This window comes from Arthrobacter sp. E44 (assembly GCF_041877125.1).
GTDB lineage: Bacteria > Actinomycetota > Actinomycetes > Actinomycetales > Micrococcaceae > Arthrobacter.
On record NZ_JBHDJA010000001.1, the window covers coordinates 348,764 to 366,363 of the forward strand.

At 67.7% G+C, this 17,600-nt stretch carries 14 protein-coding genes and 1 pseudogene; 11 read left to right on the forward strand and 4 right to left on the reverse strand.

The genetic code is table 11. The features are described 5' to 3' along the window. Position 1: 1 nt before the first annotated feature. Both ACETK3_RS01555 and ACETK3_RS01560 read left to right on the forward strand, forming a co-directional pair. Entirely contained in the window at positions 2-1,330 is a 1,329-nt protein-coding gene (locus tag ACETK3_RS01555) for an esterase family protein (RefSeq protein ID WP_236798763.1), read from the forward strand. Between the two features lie 32 nt (positions 1,331-1,362). Beyond that, positions 1,363-3,921 carry a bifunctional lysylphosphatidylglycerol flippase/synthetase MprF gene (locus ACETK3_RS01560; protein ID WP_236802890.1) on the forward strand — a complete coding sequence of 853 codons (2,559 nt, stop codon included), beginning with the start codon at positions 1,363-1,365 and terminating at the stop codon, positions 3,919-3,921. 157 nt (positions 3,922-4,078) lie between these two features. Here the strand turns inward: ACETK3_RS01560 and ACETK3_RS01565 are convergent, their stop codons facing one another. After that, positions 4,079-4,282: a cold-shock protein gene (locus tag ACETK3_RS01565; protein ID WP_003804766.1), complete on the reverse strand. Its 204-nt coding sequence runs from the start codon at positions 4,280-4,282 to the stop codon at positions 4,079-4,081. A gap of 307 nt (positions 4,283-4,589) precedes the next feature. Beyond that, on the reverse strand, positions 4,590-5,285 hold the full coding sequence (gene nucS, locus ACETK3_RS01570) for an endonuclease NucS (protein ID WP_236798762.1): 696 nt from the start codon (positions 5,283-5,285) through the stop codon (positions 4,590-4,592). Positions 5,286-5,390: 105 nt separating this feature from the next. Between nucS and ACETK3_RS01575 the strand changes: the two genes are divergently transcribed. Both ACETK3_RS01575 and ACETK3_RS01580 read left to right on the forward strand, forming a co-directional pair. Further along, positions 5,391-5,744: an ATP/GTP-binding protein gene (locus tag ACETK3_RS01575; protein WP_236798761.1), complete on the forward strand. Its 354-nt coding sequence runs from the start codon at positions 5,391-5,393 to the stop codon at positions 5,742-5,744. Between the two features lie 46 nt (positions 5,745-5,790). Then, positions 5,791-6,588 (forward strand): alpha/beta hydrolase, encoded by a 798-nt coding sequence (locus ACETK3_RS01580; protein ID WP_237428494.1) that lies wholly within the window; start codon positions 5,791-5,793, stop codon positions 6,586-6,588. Between the two features lie 75 nt (positions 6,589-6,663). On the opposite strand, the gene ACETK3_RS01585 is transcribed toward ACETK3_RS01580, so the two are convergent. Next, positions 6,664-7,983: an AI-2E family transporter gene (locus tag ACETK3_RS01585; protein ID WP_373462115.1), complete on the reverse strand. Its 1,320-nt coding sequence runs from the start codon at positions 7,981-7,983 to the stop codon at positions 6,664-6,666. Positions 7,984-8,217: 234 nt separating this feature from the next. Between ACETK3_RS01585 and ACETK3_RS01590 the strand changes: the two genes are divergently transcribed. Genes ACETK3_RS01590 through ACETK3_RS01605 form a run of 4 tightly spaced genes read left to right on the forward strand, consistent with a single transcriptional unit; the run spans position 8,218 to position 12,432 of the window. Next, positions 8,218-9,984: a hypothetical protein gene (locus ACETK3_RS01590; protein ID WP_236802888.1), complete on the forward strand. Its 1,767-nt coding sequence runs from the start codon at positions 8,218-8,220 to the stop codon at positions 9,982-9,984. A 51-nt stretch (positions 9,985-10,035) separates the two neighbouring features. Beyond that, a complete protein-coding gene (locus ACETK3_RS01595) occupies positions 10,036-11,028 on the forward strand; it encodes a tetratricopeptide repeat protein (RefSeq protein ID WP_237428493.1) in 993 nt (330 codons plus the stop codon). Then, the gene (locus ACETK3_RS01600; RefSeq protein WP_237428492.1) at positions 11,028-12,125 is read left to right on the forward strand and encodes an NADH:flavin oxidoreductase/NADH oxidase; all 1,098 of its coding nucleotides are present in this window, start codon (positions 11,028-11,030) and stop codon (positions 12,123-12,125) included. Before ACETK3_RS01595 ends, ACETK3_RS01600 begins: the two co-directional genes overlap by 1 nt. A gap of 28 nt (positions 12,126-12,153) precedes the next feature. Further along, on the forward strand, positions 12,154-12,432 hold the full coding sequence (locus tag ACETK3_RS01605) for a DUF3253 domain-containing protein (protein ID WP_306967775.1): 279 nt from the start codon (positions 12,154-12,156) through the stop codon (positions 12,430-12,432). A gap of 12 nt (positions 12,433-12,444) precedes the next feature. On the opposite strand, the gene ACETK3_RS01610 is transcribed toward ACETK3_RS01605, so the two are convergent. Next, the gene (locus ACETK3_RS01610) at positions 12,445-14,322 is read right to left on the reverse strand and encodes a Na+/H+ antiporter (protein ID WP_236798756.1); all 1,878 of its coding nucleotides are present in this window, start codon (positions 14,320-14,322) and stop codon (positions 12,445-12,447) included. Positions 14,323-14,372: 50 nt separating this feature from the next. Between ACETK3_RS01610 and ACETK3_RS01615 the strand changes: the two genes are divergently transcribed. The 3 genes and pseudogenes from ACETK3_RS01615 to nagB all read left to right on the forward strand — a co-directional run bounded on the left by ACETK3_RS01615 (position 14,373) and on the right by nagB (position 17,517). Beyond that, on the forward strand, positions 14,373-15,167 hold the full coding sequence (locus ACETK3_RS01615) for an ABC transporter ATP-binding protein (protein WP_237428491.1): 795 nt from the start codon (positions 14,373-14,375) through the stop codon (positions 15,165-15,167). Beyond that, positions 15,149-16,719 (forward strand): annotated as a pseudogene (locus tag ACETK3_RS01620) (transporter). The gene ACETK3_RS01615 and the pseudogene ACETK3_RS01620 overlap by 19 nt, the downstream one beginning before the upstream one ends. 18 nt (positions 16,720-16,737) lie before the next feature. Continuing rightward, entirely contained in the window at positions 16,738-17,517 is a 780-nt protein-coding gene (gene nagB, locus ACETK3_RS01625) for a glucosamine-6-phosphate deaminase (protein ID WP_237428490.1), read from the forward strand. Positions 17,518-17,600 lie beyond the last annotated feature (83 nt).

A 17,600-nucleotide genomic window follows, 5' to 3' on the forward strand; every position in this document is an offset into this window, starting at 1 on the left:
CGTGGACTGGCTTTTAGACATCCGGCTCACCGACGGTCCACTCTATGGAACCGTGCTGGTATTGGGAATGGGCGGCGCCGCCTACCTCCTGGTGCCGCCTTGGCGCGCCGCCATGGTTCCGGTCCATCGCGTCCGGGCGTGGGCGGTCCGTATCCTCACGGCCACAGCAGCCGCATTTGCCCTGGTCGGCACGGTCCACTGGGCGCTCATCAACATCTTCACCATCTTCCCCGAGGACCTGCCCGACCCCGTCCTGCTGTGGCTGGTGCCGGGTGTGGCGGCCCTGCTCCTGTGCCTGCTCCGGCTGCCCAGGACGAGTTGGAGCGGCCGCGGGGGAGGGATCCTCGCTGCGCTGCTGGTGGTGCTGCTCTCGGCGATCCAGATCAACGCCTACTTTGGCCTGAACAGGACCGTCAGTGACCTGCTGGGTACGGCCCTGGCCCGCATTCCCGCGCTGGAGCAGGACCTCATGCGCCATGCCGGGGAACCCGACGGCCTGCCCCTGCGGGGCTGGAAGCCGCAGGGGGAGTTGCCTGCCGGAGGTGTCCTGCGCAAGTCCGCGATCCCCGGAACGTTGTCCGGGATGAACACCCGCGACGCCTACATTTACCTTCCGCCCGCCTACTTCGCAGCCAACCGCCCCGCCCTGCCGGTGCTGGTCCTGGTCGCGGGCCAGCCTGGCGGCCCTGCCGACTGGCTTACCGGCGGCGCCATCCGCGGCCATATGGATTCTTTCGCCGCTGCCCACGGCGGGGTGTCTCCGGTGGTGGTCATCCCCGATCCCAACGGCTCGCAGTCCGCCAACACCATGTGCATGGACAGCCGGATCGCCAAAGCGGACACGTACCTTTCCCAGGACGTTCCACAATGGATCGGTTCCACCCTGGCGGTGGACACCAACCACAGCCACTGGGCCATCGGAGGTTTCTCTTTCGGCGGCACGTGTGCGGTGCAAATGGGGACCAGGCATCCCGACATTTACGCCGACGTGCTGGCTTTCTCCAGCGAAGCGGAACCGGCAATTGCCAAGGAACGGCAGAAGACCATCGACGCGGCGTTCCCGGGGAACCCCGACGAATTCACCCGTCAGACTCCACTGGAGATTATGAAACACCAACGGTTCGAGACCCACGGCATGTACCTCACCGCAGGGCAAAACGATCCGGAGTTCGTGGCCAACCTCCAGACGCTTGCCGCGGCAGCGCAGAATGCCGGCTTTACGGTGCAGGCACACGTGGTGGAACACACCGGCCATTCCTGGGACACCTCATCCAAGCGTTTTGCCGACGCGCTGCAGTTCCTTGGCGACCAGTGGGGGTTGCAGTGGTGACCACCAGGCAACCCAACCGCACGGCCGCCCTGATGTGGGCCTCCGTCGGACGCCCCGCAGTGCAGCAGGTCCTGCGCACGCTGAAGTCCATGCCGTTCACCCTCGGCGTGGTTGTTGCCTTCCTCGCCACCGCTGCCCTGACCGGAAGCTTCCTGGACGGCCCGCCGGAGCAGCTGCTGGGGCTTGCGTCCGTCAGTGGCCCTGGCCTGCGGGGCGGGCAGTGGTGGTCGCTGTTTACCAGCCTCTTCTTCGCCACCAACCCGCTTGCGTACATCACCGCATCGCTGATGATTGTCCTGCTGCTGGGACTCGCCGAACGAAGGCTGGGCCGCCGGGCCGCCGTCGGACTGTTCTTCGGCGGCCAGTTCGCGGCCGTCACCGTGTTCCTCCTGGTGACCCAGTTGGCGGGATATGTGGGTGACGGCTGGTTGGACACCATGGCCGACGACAACCTGATTGGACCCTACGCCCCGGTGCTGACGGCCGGGCTGGCCGCCAGCGCACGGATCACCCTCCTGTGGCAGCGCCGGCTCCGTACGGTGGTGTTGTCCATCTCGCTGCTCCTGGTTCTCTATGTGGGGCACGCAGAGACGGTCATCGGCCTTATCGGCGCGCTCCTTGGCCTGTTGGCCGGTTGGTGGATCCAGGGGGACCAGGGGCGCCTCCACCGCCACCGGTCCACGGGGCGCGAGACCAGGAACCTGCTGGCCCTCACTGTTGCCGTCTTTGCCGTGGGGCCTATACTGACCGGCATCACGCGGGCGCCCACGGGCCCGCTGGCCCTGCTGCGCGACGTCGTGCTCAGCCCGATGCCCACCCTCAGCCAGCTTGTGTTCAACTGCGGCGCCACGGTGGACGCGTCCTGCCTGGAGACCGGAAGGGCAGGATTTGCCGGGCCGTTCGGTTTGGCCCTGGCGGTGGTGCCGGTCATCCTGCTGCTGATCTGCGCGGACGGCATGCGGCGCGGCCGCCGGCTGGCCCTTAACATCGCCCTGGCCATCCAGCTGGCTGTTACCGCGCTGGCCGCCGTCTACCTTGCCTTGTTCGCCCTTGTCCCGTCCCGCCTGCAGGGCACGCATGCCACGCCGCTGTCCTCGGCCTTCGCGCACGTGCTTCCGCTCGTGGTTGTCCCGCTGCTGCTGGCGGTCGTCCTGTGGCTGAACCGGCGGCAGTTCCGCGTGCAGACGCGGCCAGGCGCCCGGCGCGTGCTCGGTGCGGTGGTCTGCGGAACCTGGCTTGCCCTGGCCAGCTCCTACACGGTGGCCTGGTTCTGGTCCGGGGGACTGGCCCGCGACGGCGGTCTGCTGGGTCTTTTCGCCGAGCTGGCCCGGCAGTACGTTCCGGTGCCCATTCCACAACATTTCCGCCGGGTCTTTCCTGAGCAGGACAGCGCTGAGGCGATGCTGTTCGCCTACTCGGGTCCGGTGTTCTGGCTTGTAGCCCTGGTGGCCGTGTGGTGGGTGCTGGTGGGCCGGCACCACGGCCTCAACTTCGGGCGGCAGGACCGGGACCGCGCCCGGGAGCTGCTCCACCGGGGCGGCGGGCCCCTGTCCTGGATGGCACTCTGGGAGCCCAACACCTACTGGTTCAGCCCGGACGGTGCCGGTGCCATGGCGTTCCAGCAGCATGGGACGGTGGCGCTGACCCTGGGCGGCGCCATCGGTGACCGGGCGGCTGAGCAGCGGGTGACCGAGGGGTTCCTGGATTACTGCCGCAGCCAGGCCCTGGTCCCCGCGCTGTATTCCTGCGACGACACCATGTGGCCGATGCTCAGGGAACGCGGGTTTTCCCGCGTGGCCGTTGCCCAGGAGACCCGGCTGGCGCTGAACGAGCTCGAGTTCAAGGGCAAGGAATGGCAGAACGTCCGGACAGCCCTGAACCGCGCCGCCAAGCTGGGGGTCCACGCGGTCTGGGGCTCCTACCACTCGCTGCCGCCGGCGCTGCGGTCGCGGTTGAACGAAGTGTCCGAGGAGTGGGCGGCCACCAAGTCGGTGCCGGAAATGGGCTTCACGCTTGGGGGAGTGGACGAACTTGATGACGAGGAAGTCCTCTGCTGCTTGGCTGTGGACGGTAACGGCACGGTCCACGGCGTGACAAGCTGGTTGCCCGTGTACGACGGCGGGCGGCTGGTCAGCCGGACATTGGACGTCATGCGCCGGGGCAGCGAGGGATTCCCTGGGGTAATGGAATTCCTGATCGCCTCGGCTGTCCTTGAGCTGCGGGATTCCGTGGACGTTATTTCCCTGTCCGGCTCGCCGCTGGCCAGCCGTCCGGACATCGAGCCCGAGACTGGAGCCGCTGCAGAGGATACGGCCGCGGCTAAGGGCCAGGAGGACGCGGGTGCCACCGACGAGGGAGCGCAGAACCTGGTCAGGATCCTGGATCTGGTAGGCCACGCGCTGGAGCCTGTCTACGGCTTCCGTTCCCTGGCGGCCTTCAAGTCCCGGTTCAAGCCGGAGTACCGGGCGCTCTACCTGTATTACCAGGACCCGCTGCACCTGCCCGCCATCGGCCGGGCGCTGACCCGGGCCTACCTCCCCGGCCTATCCCTGGCGCAGGGCGCCCGGCTGGTCCGTAAATTGGTCACCTGACGCCGGATAGGCTGCCAAAATTGTGCCGCTGTAAAGCACCCCGGGAGAAATCCTGCATTTAGGCTGCGTAATTCCGGACAAAACAAAATGGTCCCCGGCGAAAATTGCCGGGGACCATTTGTCGCTGGCGGCCACGGAAAGCGGCCGGGCGGTTTACTTAGACGACAGTTACGCCGGTGGCCTGGGGGCCCTTGGCACCCTGGCCGATTTCGAACTGAACGCGCTGGTTCTCGTCGAGGGTCTTGAAGCCGCCGGTCTGGATTTCGGAGTAGTGAACGAAGACATCGCCATCGGAGTCGTCCGGGGTGATGAAGCCGAAGCCCTTTTCAGCGTTGAACCACTTGACGGTTCCCTGTGCCATTTATTTCTCCTCATTGTGGAACTTTTTAAGAACGGCACACCTCGTGCCGCCCTTGGTCACTCCGCGAGAAGAATCCTGGATTGCCTTCCCCGGGAGGGGTCCGGCGCTGCAGGAGCTTCGCGCTCGCAACATGTCTTGCGAGCATGAAAAACACCTACACAAAGACTGAGATAAGAATTTCATGCCCATTCCCGCAGGTCAACGGCCCGGACAGCAAAAAAGCGAAAATTTAGGTAAAAAACAGGTGACGAAGAGGTCTGGCCTGAACGCAGCCATTTAGGTGCCTGAAGCAACAAAGGAAAGTCGCTTAGAAGAGCCGCGATTCGCTGTCGTCAACTCCGCGCATGGCGTCGTAATCAAGGGTTACGCAGTCGATCCCGCGGTCGTTGGCCAGCACCTTTGCCTGCGGCTTGATCTGCTGGGCCGCAAAGATGCCCCGCACCGGTGCCAGCAGCGGGTCGCGGTTAAGGAGTTCCAGGTACCTCGTGAGCTGCTCCACGCCGTCGATGTCCCCCCGGCGCTTGAGCTCAATGGCCACCGTGGCGCCGTCAGCGTCCCGGGCCAGGATGTCCACGGGACCAATAGCGGTGAAGTACTCGCGCCTGATCAGCGAGTAGCCCTCGCCCAGCGTTTCGATCTGCTCGGCCAGCAGTCGCTGCAGGTCCGCTTCCACGCCGTCCTTGATCAGGCCGGGGTCTACCCCAAGGTCGTGTGAGGACTCACTGATCTTCTCGTGGATGTTGATGATGAGCCGGTCATCGGTCTTGGCCGACTGCACGGTCCACTGCTCCACCACCCCAAGCTCCAGGTCCACCTCGTCAGGGGACGAAACCCGGAGCGTGGCCGGCGGGCTCATCCAGTTCAACGGCTTGTAGGAACCGCCATCGGAGTGCACCAGCACGGAGCCGTCCGCCTTGACCAGCAGGAGCCGGGTGGCGAGGGGGAGATGGGCTTTGAGCCGGCCAACGTAATCAACGGAGCAATGGGCTATGACAAGTCGCACGCCGTACAGACTATCGCGTGGGCTCCGGCAGGTTATGCCCGACGGCGGGACGCACCTTGGGGGAAGCGGCGCGGGTCAGCGGGCAGGCTGGGGCAGAATGGATACATGCCGCGCTCCAACCGTCCCCGCCGTCCCGTTTCCGGCAGGGCTCCCGTTTCCGGCAAAGGTGCAGGGCGGAAAAGGAACGGGGACGTCCCCGAACTGGACCTGGAGCGTGCGCGGGCCGGAATTGCCCGCCGGGAAAGCGCCCCCGATGGTGAGTGGATGGTGCGGACCATGACTGCCAAAAACGCCGAGAAGACCTACATCTGCCCGGAGTGCTCCACGGCGGTGCTGCCCGGGGTCGCACACCTGGTGGTATGGAAGGACGACCACCTCTTTGGCGCCGCCGCCGGCCTTGCCGAACGCCGGCACTGGCACACCAACTGCTGGCTGACGCGCAGCTACCGCTACCGCTGACCGGCCGGGAACGGCGGATGCCCCCACTGTCGCTAAGCTGGCAGGCATGACTTTTGATCCGGCGTCGTACCAGTTCACCCAGGGCCAGGGCCCCGTTCCCATCCGTGCCTCCACAGTCCTGCCGGCCCGGCGGGAGAACATCGAGCTGCAGACGGAGGACGGCCACACGCTGGTGGGGGAGCTGGCACTGCCTGAATCGGGGCCAGTGAAGGCCACATTGATCACGCTCCACCCGCTGCCGACGCACGGCGGCTTCATGGACTCCCATATCTACCGCAAGGCCTCATACCGGCTGCCGGCGCTGGCGGGCATCGCCGTTCTGCGCTTCAACACCCGCGGTACCGCCTCTCCGCGCGGCACCAGCAGCGGCGGCTTCGAGGAAGGAATCGGCGAACGCTATGACGTGGAGGCGGCCGTCCGTTTCGCCGTGGAACGGAACCTGCCCAACCGTTGGCTGGTGGGCTGGTCCTTCGGCACCGAACTTGCGCTGATGTACGGCGCCATCGAGCCCGTGGCGCCCCAGATCGAGGGCGCGGTGCTGCTGTCGCCACCGCTGCACCGCGCAACGGACAAGCACCTGCAGCTGTGGGCGGAATCGGGCAAGCCGCTCACGGTCCTGGTACCGGAGCACGACGACTTCCTGCAGCCGTCGGAGGCCACCGCCCGGTTCAGCGTGGTGCCGCAGGCCCGGGTGGTGGGCGTGGCCGGGGCCAAGCACCTGTGGGTGGGGGAGAAGTATGCTGCCAGGGTCCTGAACGACATCGTGGCGCAGGTCACTCCCGTCCAGGCCGACGCGGAACTGCCGCAGGAGTGGGACGGTCCGACGGCGACTGCCGGGGCCTAGCGGTCAAGCCCCGGGCGCAGCGCCAAAGGCAGGCGCCAAGGGACGACCCGTTTCAGTGCTGGTCCTGCCGGACCCTCAGTGCTGGTCCTGCCGAACGATGTAAATCTCCCGGAGCAGCAGCAGCACGGCAGCGGCGGTGGGGATGGCGATCAGGGCCCCCAGGACGCCCAGGAGGCTGCCGCCGGCGATCACCGAGATCACGGCCACCGCACCGGGCACGGCAACTGCCTTCTGCATGATGCGCGGTGAGATGAAGTAGGCCTCGAACTGCAGGTAGGCGAAGTAGCAGATGGCGTAGATGGCCGCCACCTGCCAGCCCTCGGTAAGGGACACGAGCGTTACTACAATGCCTGCGATCATCCCGCCAACCAAAGGGATGAATGCCAGCAGGACCACCACGAACGCCAGGAGCAGCGCGAAGGGGACGCCCACGATGGACATCACCACGAAGGCGAAGGTGGCGTTGAGCAGGGCCACGCACGCCTGGCCGATCACGTAGTTTCCCACCGACCGGGTGATTTCCTCCGAGAGGGCGGCCACGCGCTTTCGGCGGGAGCGCGGCGCCAGGCGGTAGCCCCACTTCTTCATGGCCGGCAGCGCTGCCAGGAAGTACAGGCTCAGAACCAGGACGATGAGGGCGCCAAAGAGGCCGTTGGCCACGGTGGACCCGAAGCCCAGCACGCCACCGAAAATACCGCCCATCGCGGCGGGGTCGTTGACGAACTTGTTGACCTCCTCCGTGATGCGGTCGCGCACGCCGAACTGGTCGTCAAGGCTGCGGAAGAAATCCGAGTCCATGAAGTTGCGCATCCAGTCCGGTGCCTGCCGCACGATCTCGGAGACCTGCTCCACGATGGTGGGAATGAGCGTGGCGAAGAATCCGACGACGGCGCCCATCAGGACCGCCACAGAGACCAGGATTCCGGCGGGCCGGGGAATTTTGCGGCTCTCCAGCCAGCCCACCACGGGCTCCAGGCCCAGGGCGATGAACAGCGCCGCCACGATCCACAGCAGCAGCTGCGTGGTGTGGGAGCCGATCCAGTAGACCAGCAGCGCCAGGCCCACGCCCACAGTCCCCATGAAGCCCATGTACAGCGGGTGTTGCGGGGACATGCGCGGACCAGGGTGGCCGAACTGCGGCTCCTCGTCACCGCCGTGCTCCGTTTCCGGGGCCTGCCCCGTGTATTCGGGTGGCATCTCGAACCGGAGCCTGGGCTGCGCCCCGGGCAGGGGCTGGCGAAGCCGCCGGACCACCTGGCCAAGGGCGGCGGCGGCAGTACCCCTGCGGCGGGCGGTTGCCGCCATGCCCAGGGGAGGCACCGGAGCAGGGACAGGGTCCCTGGGATCCCCGGGATTTGCGGCTGCCGCCGAGGACGGGTCCGTCTTGTCTGTCACTGGTTCTAGGGGCCTGTTCCGTGCGTGGCTCCGCCTTCGCGGGCCGGTGTGATGATCATCGCAAACACTATCAGCAGGCTTGCCACCGCCTGCCTAAGGCGCTGCCCGGGTGCCCACTGGGAAAGGCGGGGAACCGCCTGACAGGGGCCCCTGATAACAGAAAGGTTACTATTGAAGGTAAACCCCCGCTGATGATAGGTGTTTCCCTTGCGTTTAAAGACTGCAGCCGCACTTGTGCTGCTCGGCCTCCTGACACTTTTGGCCGGCATCGGCCAGAGAACCATCTGGGCTCCATCCGAGACGTTTACCGCTTCCGCGCCGGCCGATGCCGCCGCGGCGCCGCTGACGGTCATTGACCAGAAGCTGCGCACCCTGCACGGCGGAACCGTGAAGATCAACATCCAGGGTGACGGCAACTTCATGCTGGCATCGGGCCGCCCCGACGACGTCAATGCCTGGGTCGGCAAGACGGCCCACAACACCATCAGCGGGGTTTCCGAGGACGAAAAGTCCCTCCAGGTTGACCACACTGACGGCGATGCTGCCGCCCCCAACCCGGCCGGCTCCGATCTGTGGGTGTCCAGCGAGAACGCGGGCGGCGAGCTTGAGTACACCTGGACCCCGCCGGCTGACGGCGAGTGGACCCTCCTGCTGGCCTCCGACGGCACCAAGCCGGCACCCGCCTCTGTGTCCATGACGTTCCCGAACGACACTTCCACGCCTTGGGCGGTGCCGCTGATGGTCCTGGGCAGCCTGCTGATCGTCGCCGGAATCGTCCTGGCGTTGCTCGCCGCGCGCAGGAAGAACGGAGAAGATGCCGGTGACAGCACCGACGGTGACATCAGCGACGGCGGCAGCAGCAGCTATGCGCGCCGGGCCCGTGCACGCAAAGCCAAGTCGGCGGATGCCGGCTCGCAGAACGAAGGCTCACTGAACCCGGACACATCGAACGCCGGCAACCAAAACCAGGCGCCGTCGTCGTCCTCCTCCAAGGTGACCATGGTGGCAGCGGCTGTTGCTGCCGCCGTGCTGGCTGGTTCCGCCACCGCCGCCCAGGCGGCCACCCCCAGCCCGCAGCCTTCCGGCAGTGCCTCGTCACCGGCCAAGGAAGCATCCGGTCTGCCGGTGCTGCTCGATGCCCAGTTCCGGCGGATCCTGGAGCAGGTCTCCAGCGCCACCGATGCCGGAGACGCAGCCAAGGACGCGGCGAAACTTGCCGGCCGGGTGGGCGGACCTGAACTGGAGATCCGCACGCAGAATTACAAGATCCGCTCGCAGGTCGGCTCCTACGAACCGCGGATGCCGGTGCGCTCCACCAAGCTGCTGACTTACGTGGTCACCAGCGACCGGAACTGGCCGCGTTCGGTGCTGGCCGTGACCCAGGGTGAAGGCAACGTGGTTCCGCAGATCCTGACGCTGGTCCAGAAGTCGCCGCGCGAAAACTACAAGCTGACGGAAACTACGCCCCTCCAGCCGGGCACCACGTTCCCCAACATCAGCCGCGGGGGCACTGAGACCCTTGCCGCGTCGGACAAGTCCGGCCTGCTCTACAGCGGCGAGGAAGCGATGTCCGGACTCGCCGACCGGCTTACGTCGGCGGACTCGCCCTTCAAGGACAAGCTCGTCGAGGGCCAGTCCTCGCCGTACATCGCCGACACCCTGTCCTACCAGGCGGAGGTGGTGAAGTCCGGCCAGAACGGCAACTTCTCCTTCACGCACAAGGTGGTTCCGGAGAACACCGTGGTGTTCCGCACCGCTGACGGCGGGGCGCTGGTCCTGGGCCGGATCAACTTCGGCTTCGAAGGCACACCGAAGGCGGCCGGCGACAAGCTCAGCATCGGGGACGACGCCGCTGCCCTGGCCGGCGGCAAGGAAACCACCACGGGAATGGTCCTGAGCTTCGCCGAATCCATGGCGGTCTACGTGCCCCCGGCAGGATCCACGGACCCGATGAAGCTCGTTGCCGCCACCCGCGGCCTGGTCGGCGCCAGCTTCAAGTAGCGCCTGGCTGTATTACCACCGGCAGCGGCCGGAGTGGCTAGAGTGGGAAACATGAGTTCGCCAGCTTCCCGCCCAGTCCCTCCTGCCGCTGCCAACCTGCTTAACCTGCGCGGCGCCGTCGACCTTTCCTCGCTGAAGCGCCCCGCATCCCCATCCGGCCCGGCTCCTTCCGGTCCCGCCGCTGGGGCGGACCAGGGTGCGCAGCCCGGCGGACCCGACGGCGGACCCGAACTCACGGTCAACGTCACTGAAGCGAACTTCCAGCAGCTGGTGGAGTTGTCCGCGCAGGTGCCGGTGGTGTTTGCCCTGTGGGCCGCCTACTCGCCGGAGTCCAGCAGGATGCTTGACACCCTGGACCGCGTGGTGGCCTCCTACGGCGGCCGTTTGGTCCTTGGGGCAGCCGACATCGAAGCCTTCCCGCAGCTTGCCCAGGCCTTCCAGGTGCAGGCCGTTCCCACTGCCGTTGCCGTCCTCAAGGGACAGCCGGTGCCGCTCTTCCAAGGCGCGGCGGATGAGCAGCAGGTGCGCAGCCTCTTCGACGAACTCCTCAAGGTTGCCGCGGCCAACGGGGTCACCGGCAGCCTGGACGCCGGTGCCGCCGGTGCCCAGGAGACTGCGCCGCTGCCGCCCCTGCACCAGGCGGCGTTCGACGCCATCGAGGCCGGCGATTATGCCGCAGCCGCCGAAGCTTATCGCCAGGCCCTGAAGGAAATGCCGTCGGACCATGAAGCCAAGGCCGGGCTGGCGCAGGTGGAGTTGATGGACCGGCTGCAGTCGCTGTCCGCCCAGGACAGCGACGCACTGCGTGGGCTTGCCGCCAATGAGCCGGACAACCTGGACGCGCAGCTTGGCGTGGCGGACCTGGACGTGGCCGGCGGGCACGTGGAGGACGCACTGAACCGCCTGGTGGCCTTCATTGGCAGGAATTTCGGCCCCGAACGCGAGACCGCCCGCGTCCGGCTGCTGGAACTCTTCGACGTGGTGGGCGCCGGTGATGAGCGTGTGGCAAAGGCGCGCCAGGCGCTCGCGCGGGTGCTGTTCTAATGCCGGCCCTGTTCCAGCCGCTGGCCCTGCGGTCCATGGAGCTGCAGCACCGGGGCTGGGTGTCGCCCATGTGCCAGTACAGCTGCGATCCCGACGACGCCCCCGGCGTCCCGCACGACTGGCACCTGGTGCACCTGGGCGGCTTCGCCGTGGGCGGCGCGGCGATGATCCTCACCGAGGCCGCGGCAGTGAACGCCGAGGGCCGCATCAGCCCCCGCGACGCAGGCCTCTACAACGACGAGCAGGCGGCGGCGTGGGAGCGGATCATTTCCTTCGTCCACCGGAACGGCGTGGCCGGCACCAAGATCGGTGTCCAGCTGGCCCACGCCGGCCGGAAGGCCTCCACGTACTGGCCTTTTTCCGGCAAGCACGGCAGCGTTCCGGCGTCCGAGGGCGGCTGGGAAACTGTGGGCCCGTCCACCACTTCCTTTGAGGGCTACGCGGCGCCTGCGGCCATGACCGTGGAGCAGATACAGGGCGTCATCGATGACTTTGCCGCCGCCGCTGTCCGCGCGGTGGATGCGGGTTTTGACACCATGGAAATCCACGGGGCGCACGGCTACCTGCTGCACCAGTTCCAGAGCCCGCTGATCAACCAGCGCGAGGACGAATGGGGCGGGGACGAAGCCGGACGGAACCGGCTGATGTTGTCCGTTGTAGATGCAGTCAGGGCCGTGATTCCGGATTCCATGCCGCTGCTGCTCCGGGTCTCGGCCACCGACTGGGCACCGGGCGGCGTGGACCAGGCGGCGTCCGTCCGGCTGGCCCGGGAAGCGGCCGCCCGCGGTGTGGACCTGGTGGACGTCTCCAGCGGGGGAGCCGTGGCGCACCAGCAGATCAAGCCGGGGCTGGGCTACCAGACCGGTTTCTCGGCCGCCATCCGGGACGAAGCCGGCGTCGCCACCGGCACCGTGGGGCTGGTGACCACTCCCGGCCAGGCGGAGCACGCCATTGCCACCGGACAGGCCGACGGCGTCTTCATCGCCCGGGCCGCGCTGCGCGATCCGCACTGGTGGCTTCGCGCCGCCTTCGAATTGGGCTACGACCTTCCCTGGCCGCCCCAGTACGAGCGGGCTGTCCCGCGGCGCACGTTCTAAGCCTCGTCTTTTGACCGAGGAGACCGGCCTGGCCGGCAGCAGCAGGCATGATCAGCAAAACCCGGTTGAAGGGCAGCTGGAAGCGAAGATCCTGGAACTCCTGGCGGCAAGGGCGGCAACCTCCACCATCTGCCCGTCCGATGCTGCCAGGGCCGTAGGCGGCGACGACTGGCGCCACCTCATGGAGCCGGCACGGGAGGCTGCCCGGCGCCTGGTGGACGCCGGTCAGGTGCACATCACCCAGGGCGGATCCGTCGTCGATCCCGCCACGGCAAAGGGACCGATCCGCATCCGCAAGGCGCCCTGAGACACCACCCTGTCAGCCCAGCAGCTCGTCCACGTAGCACCAGCGCCAGTCTTCGCCGGGTTCTGCGCTGCGCATGACGGGGTGGCCCGTGTCCTTGAAGTGCCGGCTGGCGTGGCGCCCAGCGGAGGAGTCGCAGCAGCCGACGGTCCCGCAGGCAAGGCACATGCGCAGGTGCACCGGCGAGGTGCCCTCCCGCTCGCACCCGGAACAGGCCGGGTTGTCGGGGACCGGCGCCGGCATGGCAGCCGTCAGGTGGTCGCACACACCGCCCGGCTGGGACAGCCCCTCGCCGCCGCCACCGTCGGCGGCGGAATCGAGCTCATTGAGGGAGGCGTCGAGCATGGACTCCTCCACGTCCAGCCGTTCCAGGACTTCGCTGAGGACCTCATGGGCAAATTCCCCGCCGCGCCTGAGCTCCAGCACCTTGTCCCGCTCAGCCTCCAGCATCGCCATCCGCAGCTGGGCATAGCGCTGGCTGGGCGTGGCCGCCTCGGCCGTCGGCCTGCCCAGGCGCTCCCAGGCTGCCAACCCGCGTTCCTGCGTCCGGCGCCGCAGCATGTCCATGACCTCCGGCGGGTCGCTCTCGCGCCGCAGCTGCTCCAGCCGCTCCATCCCCGCAGCTGTAGCCAGCTGCATCAGCGAGGCCTGGTTCAGGGCGTCCTCCCGCCGGTCCGGCCCCGGCAGCCCCAGTGCCCGGACCAGGGCCGGCAGCGTGAATCCCTGCAGTACCAGCGTGCCGCCCACCACCACCATGGCCGCCAGGACCAACACGTTGCGGTGCTCCAGGTCGTCGGGCAGCGTGAGTACCGCGGCCAGGGTGACCACACCCCGCATTCCTGCCCACGACACGATGGCCGGGAACTGCCAGGGCGGCGCCGGGTCCGACCGCCGTACCGAAGGGATCAGGCGGGGCAGGTAGGTCGCGGGGAAGACCCAGACCGGCCGCAGTACCAGCACGGCCAGCAGGACCACCGCGCAGCCGAACCACACGCGGCCCGCGCCGAGCGAATCGTCCTGGACGCTCTCGACGATGGTCCGTACCTGCAGACCGATGAGCAGGAACACGGAGTTCTCCAGCAGGAACTGGATGGTGTCCCAGTTGCTCCTGGCGCTTTGCCGCGCGGCGCCGTTGGGCATGGACGGCGCCTTGGTGCCCATCACCAGGCCGGTGACGACGACGGCGAGCACACCGGAGGCGTGGATGGCCTCGGCCGGGAGGTATGCAACGAAGGGTGCCATCAGCGATGTGGAGGTGTTGATGGCCACGTTGTGCACCCGTTTCCGGATTTCGGTGAGGACATACGCCACGGCGAGGCCCACCGCCAGGCCGCCGCCCGCGGCCACCACGAACCCGCCGGCCACGTCCAGCGCGGACACCGAGCCCGCGATGGCGGCCACTGCCGCCCGCAGGCACACCAGCGCTGTGGCGTCGTTGACCAGCGATTCGCCTTCCAGGATGTTGACGATCCGGCGCGGCATTCCCACTTTCCGGGCGATGGCGGTGGCCGCCACTGCATCCGGAGGCGCCACCACCGCGCCCAGGGCGAAGGCGGCCGCCAACGGGATCTCCGGAAACAGCCACCACACCACCAACCCCACGCCCAGGGTGCCGAAAATGACGTATCCCACGGACAGCAGCCCAATGGAGCGGCGGTTGGTCTTGAAGTCGAACAGCGACGTGCGGAAGGCGGCCGCGTACAGCAACGGCGGCAGCAGGCCAACCAGCACCAGCTCCGGGTTCAGCACAACCGGCGGAATGAGCGGCAGGAACGATCCCGCCACCCCGGCCAGGACCAACACCAGGGGAACCGGGATATTCAGTTTGCGGCCCAAGGCACTGCCGGCGCACACCACGGCAACGATCACCAGCAAACCCAACGCGATGTCCATTCCGTAAGTCTCGCACCCCGCGGAGCTGGCCCGCGGACTAGGCTGGCACCATGACTGCTCCGACACCTGGCCCGGCGCCGAGTTCCGGCCAAACGGCGGCCCTTTCCCTCCGTGGGCTGGCCAAACGGTTCGGCGGGAAAATCGCGGTGGACGGCATCAGCCTGGAGGTGCCTGCCGGTTCGTTTTTCGGCATCGTCGGACCCAACGGTGCAGGCAAGACCACCACGCTTTCCATGGCAACGGGCCTCCTGCGTCCGGACTTCGGCACCGCCGTGGTGCACGGCGTGGACGTGTGGCAGCACCCGCTGGAAGCCAAACGGCTCATGGGCATCCTGCCTGACGGCGTCCGCCTGTTCGACCGGCTCAGCGGAGAGCAGCTGATCACGTATGCCGGGCTGCTGCGGGGCATGGACAAGGCGGTGGTGGCGGCCCGGGTGGGCGAGCTGCTGGCAGCCATGGACCTTACCCAGGATGCCGGCACGCTGGTGGTGGACTACTCCGCAGGCATGACCAAGAAGATTGCCCTGGCGTCGGCCCTGATCCATGCGCCGCGGCTCCTGGTGCTGGACGAGCCCTTCGAAGCCGTCGATCCGGTTTCGGCCGCGAACATCCGCTCCATCCTGGACCGGTATGTGGCCTCCGGCGGAACCGTCATTGTCTCCAGCCACGTGATGGACCTGGTGCAGCGCATGTGCGACCACGTCGCGGTGGTGGCCCGGGGCAGGCTCCTGGCCGCAGGAACCGTTGACGAAGTGCGGGCCGGCATGTCCCTTGAGGACCGGTTCGTGCAGCTGGTCGGCGGACACAGCCACACGGAGGGGCTGGAATGGTTGCGCACCTTCTGAGGCTCAAGCTCACGCTGCTGCGCAACGGCCTGCGCCGCAGCCCCTGGCAGCTGGTGGGCATGGCCATCGCCGGGCTCTACGCGCTGGGAGTCGTGGCAACGCTGGTCCTTGCCCTCATCCTGCTCCGGGGCGCCGGACCAGCGACCGCCCATACGGCGGTGGTCCTGGGCGGTTCCGCAGCGGTGCTGGGCTGGGGTGTGGTTCCGGTGGTGGCCTCGGCCACGGACATGACCCTCGACCCGGCCCGCTTCACCACCTTCGCCATACCCATGAAGCAGCTGCTCGCCGGCCTGGCACTTGGCGGGCTGATTGGCATCCCCGGCCTGGCCACCGCGCTCGTGGCCTTGTCCACCGTGGTCACCTGGTCCCGCGGGGTGCTGCCCGCGCTCGCAGCCCTGCTCGGCGCATGCCTTGGCGTCATGACCTGCGTGGTCCTCGCCAAGGTGGTGACCACAGCTACGGCAAGCCTGGCTGCTTCCCGCCGGTTCAAGGACATCAGCGCCATCGCGTTCATGGTGCCCCTGGTCCTGCTGGGCCCCATCGTGGCCGGCGTCGGGCGCGGCATCTCCGCATCCACGGGGTTCCTGCCGGAGTTCGCCCGGACCCTGTCCTGGACACCGCTGGGCGCCCCGTGGGCGCTCGGCGGTGATATTGCGTCGGCCCGGCCCGGTGAGGCCGGGGTGAAACTGCTGCTTTCGGTGGCTGTCCTGGGTGCCCTCGCCTGGTGCTGGAAGCTGCTGCTTGAGCGCGCCCTGGTCACCCCGCCCTATGCCGGTGCAGGGAAGCGCAGGAGCGGCAGGCTGGGGCTGTTCGGTGTGCTGCCTGCCACCCCTGCCGGTGCCGTGATGGCAAGGTCGCTCACCTACTGGTTCCGGGACCCGCGCTACTCAGGTTCCCTGGTGGTAATCCCGCTGCTTCCCGTGGTGCTGGCGTTCCAAGGGACACAAACCGGAAGCTACGGCAGCCTAGCCTTCCTGGCGCCGCTGGCCGCCTTCATCCTGGCCTGGTCAATCTCCGCCGACGTCTCCTACGACAACACCGCTTTCGCGCTGCACCTGGCCACTGGCGTCCGCGGCGTGGCCGACAGGCTGGGCAGGGCATTGGCGTGCCTGGCGTTCGCCCTGCCGGTGGTGTTGGTGTTCTCGGTGGGCTACGCGGCGTTCACCGGCAATTGGGCGGCGTTGCCCGGGCAGCTGGGCTCAGCCTGGGCATCCTCTTCACCGGCCTGGGCCTGTCCTCGGTGGTCTCTGCCCGTTATGCAGTCATCGTCCCGCTGCCCGGGGACAGCCCGTTCAAGAAGCCTCCCGGAAACGTGGGGCAGACCATGGCCGTGCAGTTCGTCGGCATGCTGGTCCTGATCGTTTTGGTCCTGCCCGAGGCCGCGCTGCTGGTGGCAAACGCAGTGACCGGGAACATCCTGTTCGGCTGGCTCACCCTGGCGGCAGGCATCGTCCTGGGCCTGGTCCTCTTCCTGGCCGGTGTCCGGCTGGGCGGCAAGTGGCTGGACGCGCGCGGACCCGAGCTTCTGGCACAAGTCACCGTCAACCGCTGACTTCAAGGAAGGAACACCATGGAGATTGTGATCCTTGGCGGCAGCAGGCAGATCGGAAAGCTCGCTGCCGACGCCATTGAACAGCTGATCCGGAGAAAACCCGACGCTGTCCTGGGCCTGGCCACGGGCTCGTCACCGCTGCCCGTCTACAACGAGCTCGCGGCGCGGCATGACCAGGGCCTGGACTTCAGCAGGGCCTCGGCATATGCGCTGGACGAGTACGTGGGCCTGCCCGCCGGCCACCCCGAGTCCTACCGCGAGGTGGTCCGCCGGGAATTCACCAACCGGGTGAATATCGCGCCGGAGAACGTCCATGGCCCCGACGGAACCGCGGCCGACATCCCCGCTGCCTGCGAAGCCTATGAACAGGCCATCATCTCGGCAGGCGGAGTGGACCTGCAGTTGCTCGGCGTGGGCACCGACGGGCACATCGGCTTCAACGAACCGGCCTCTTCCTTCGCCTCCCGGACGCGGATCAAAAGCCTGATCGAGCAGACACGCCGGGACAACGCCCGGTTCTTCAACAGCCTTGCCGAAGTGCCCCACCACGTCATCACCCAGGGCCTGGCCACCATCATGGCGGCGCGCCACGTGGTCCTCGTGGCCACCGGCGCGCAGAAGGCCCAGGCCGTCCGCGACTTCGTGGAGGGGCCGGTGGCTGCCATCTGCCCGGCATCCGTGCTCCAGTTCCATCCGCATGCCACGGTCCTGTTGGACGAAGCCGCTGCCTCGGCCTTGAAACTGGCGGATTTCTACCGCCACACCTACGAAAACAAGCCCGCCTGGCAGGGACTGTAGCAACGCCTGCGGGTGCGCCGCCAGGGAGCAAAAAGTACGGCGGCGGCCGGTGCCGGACCCCGCTGCGGGCGTGCCGCCGTCGA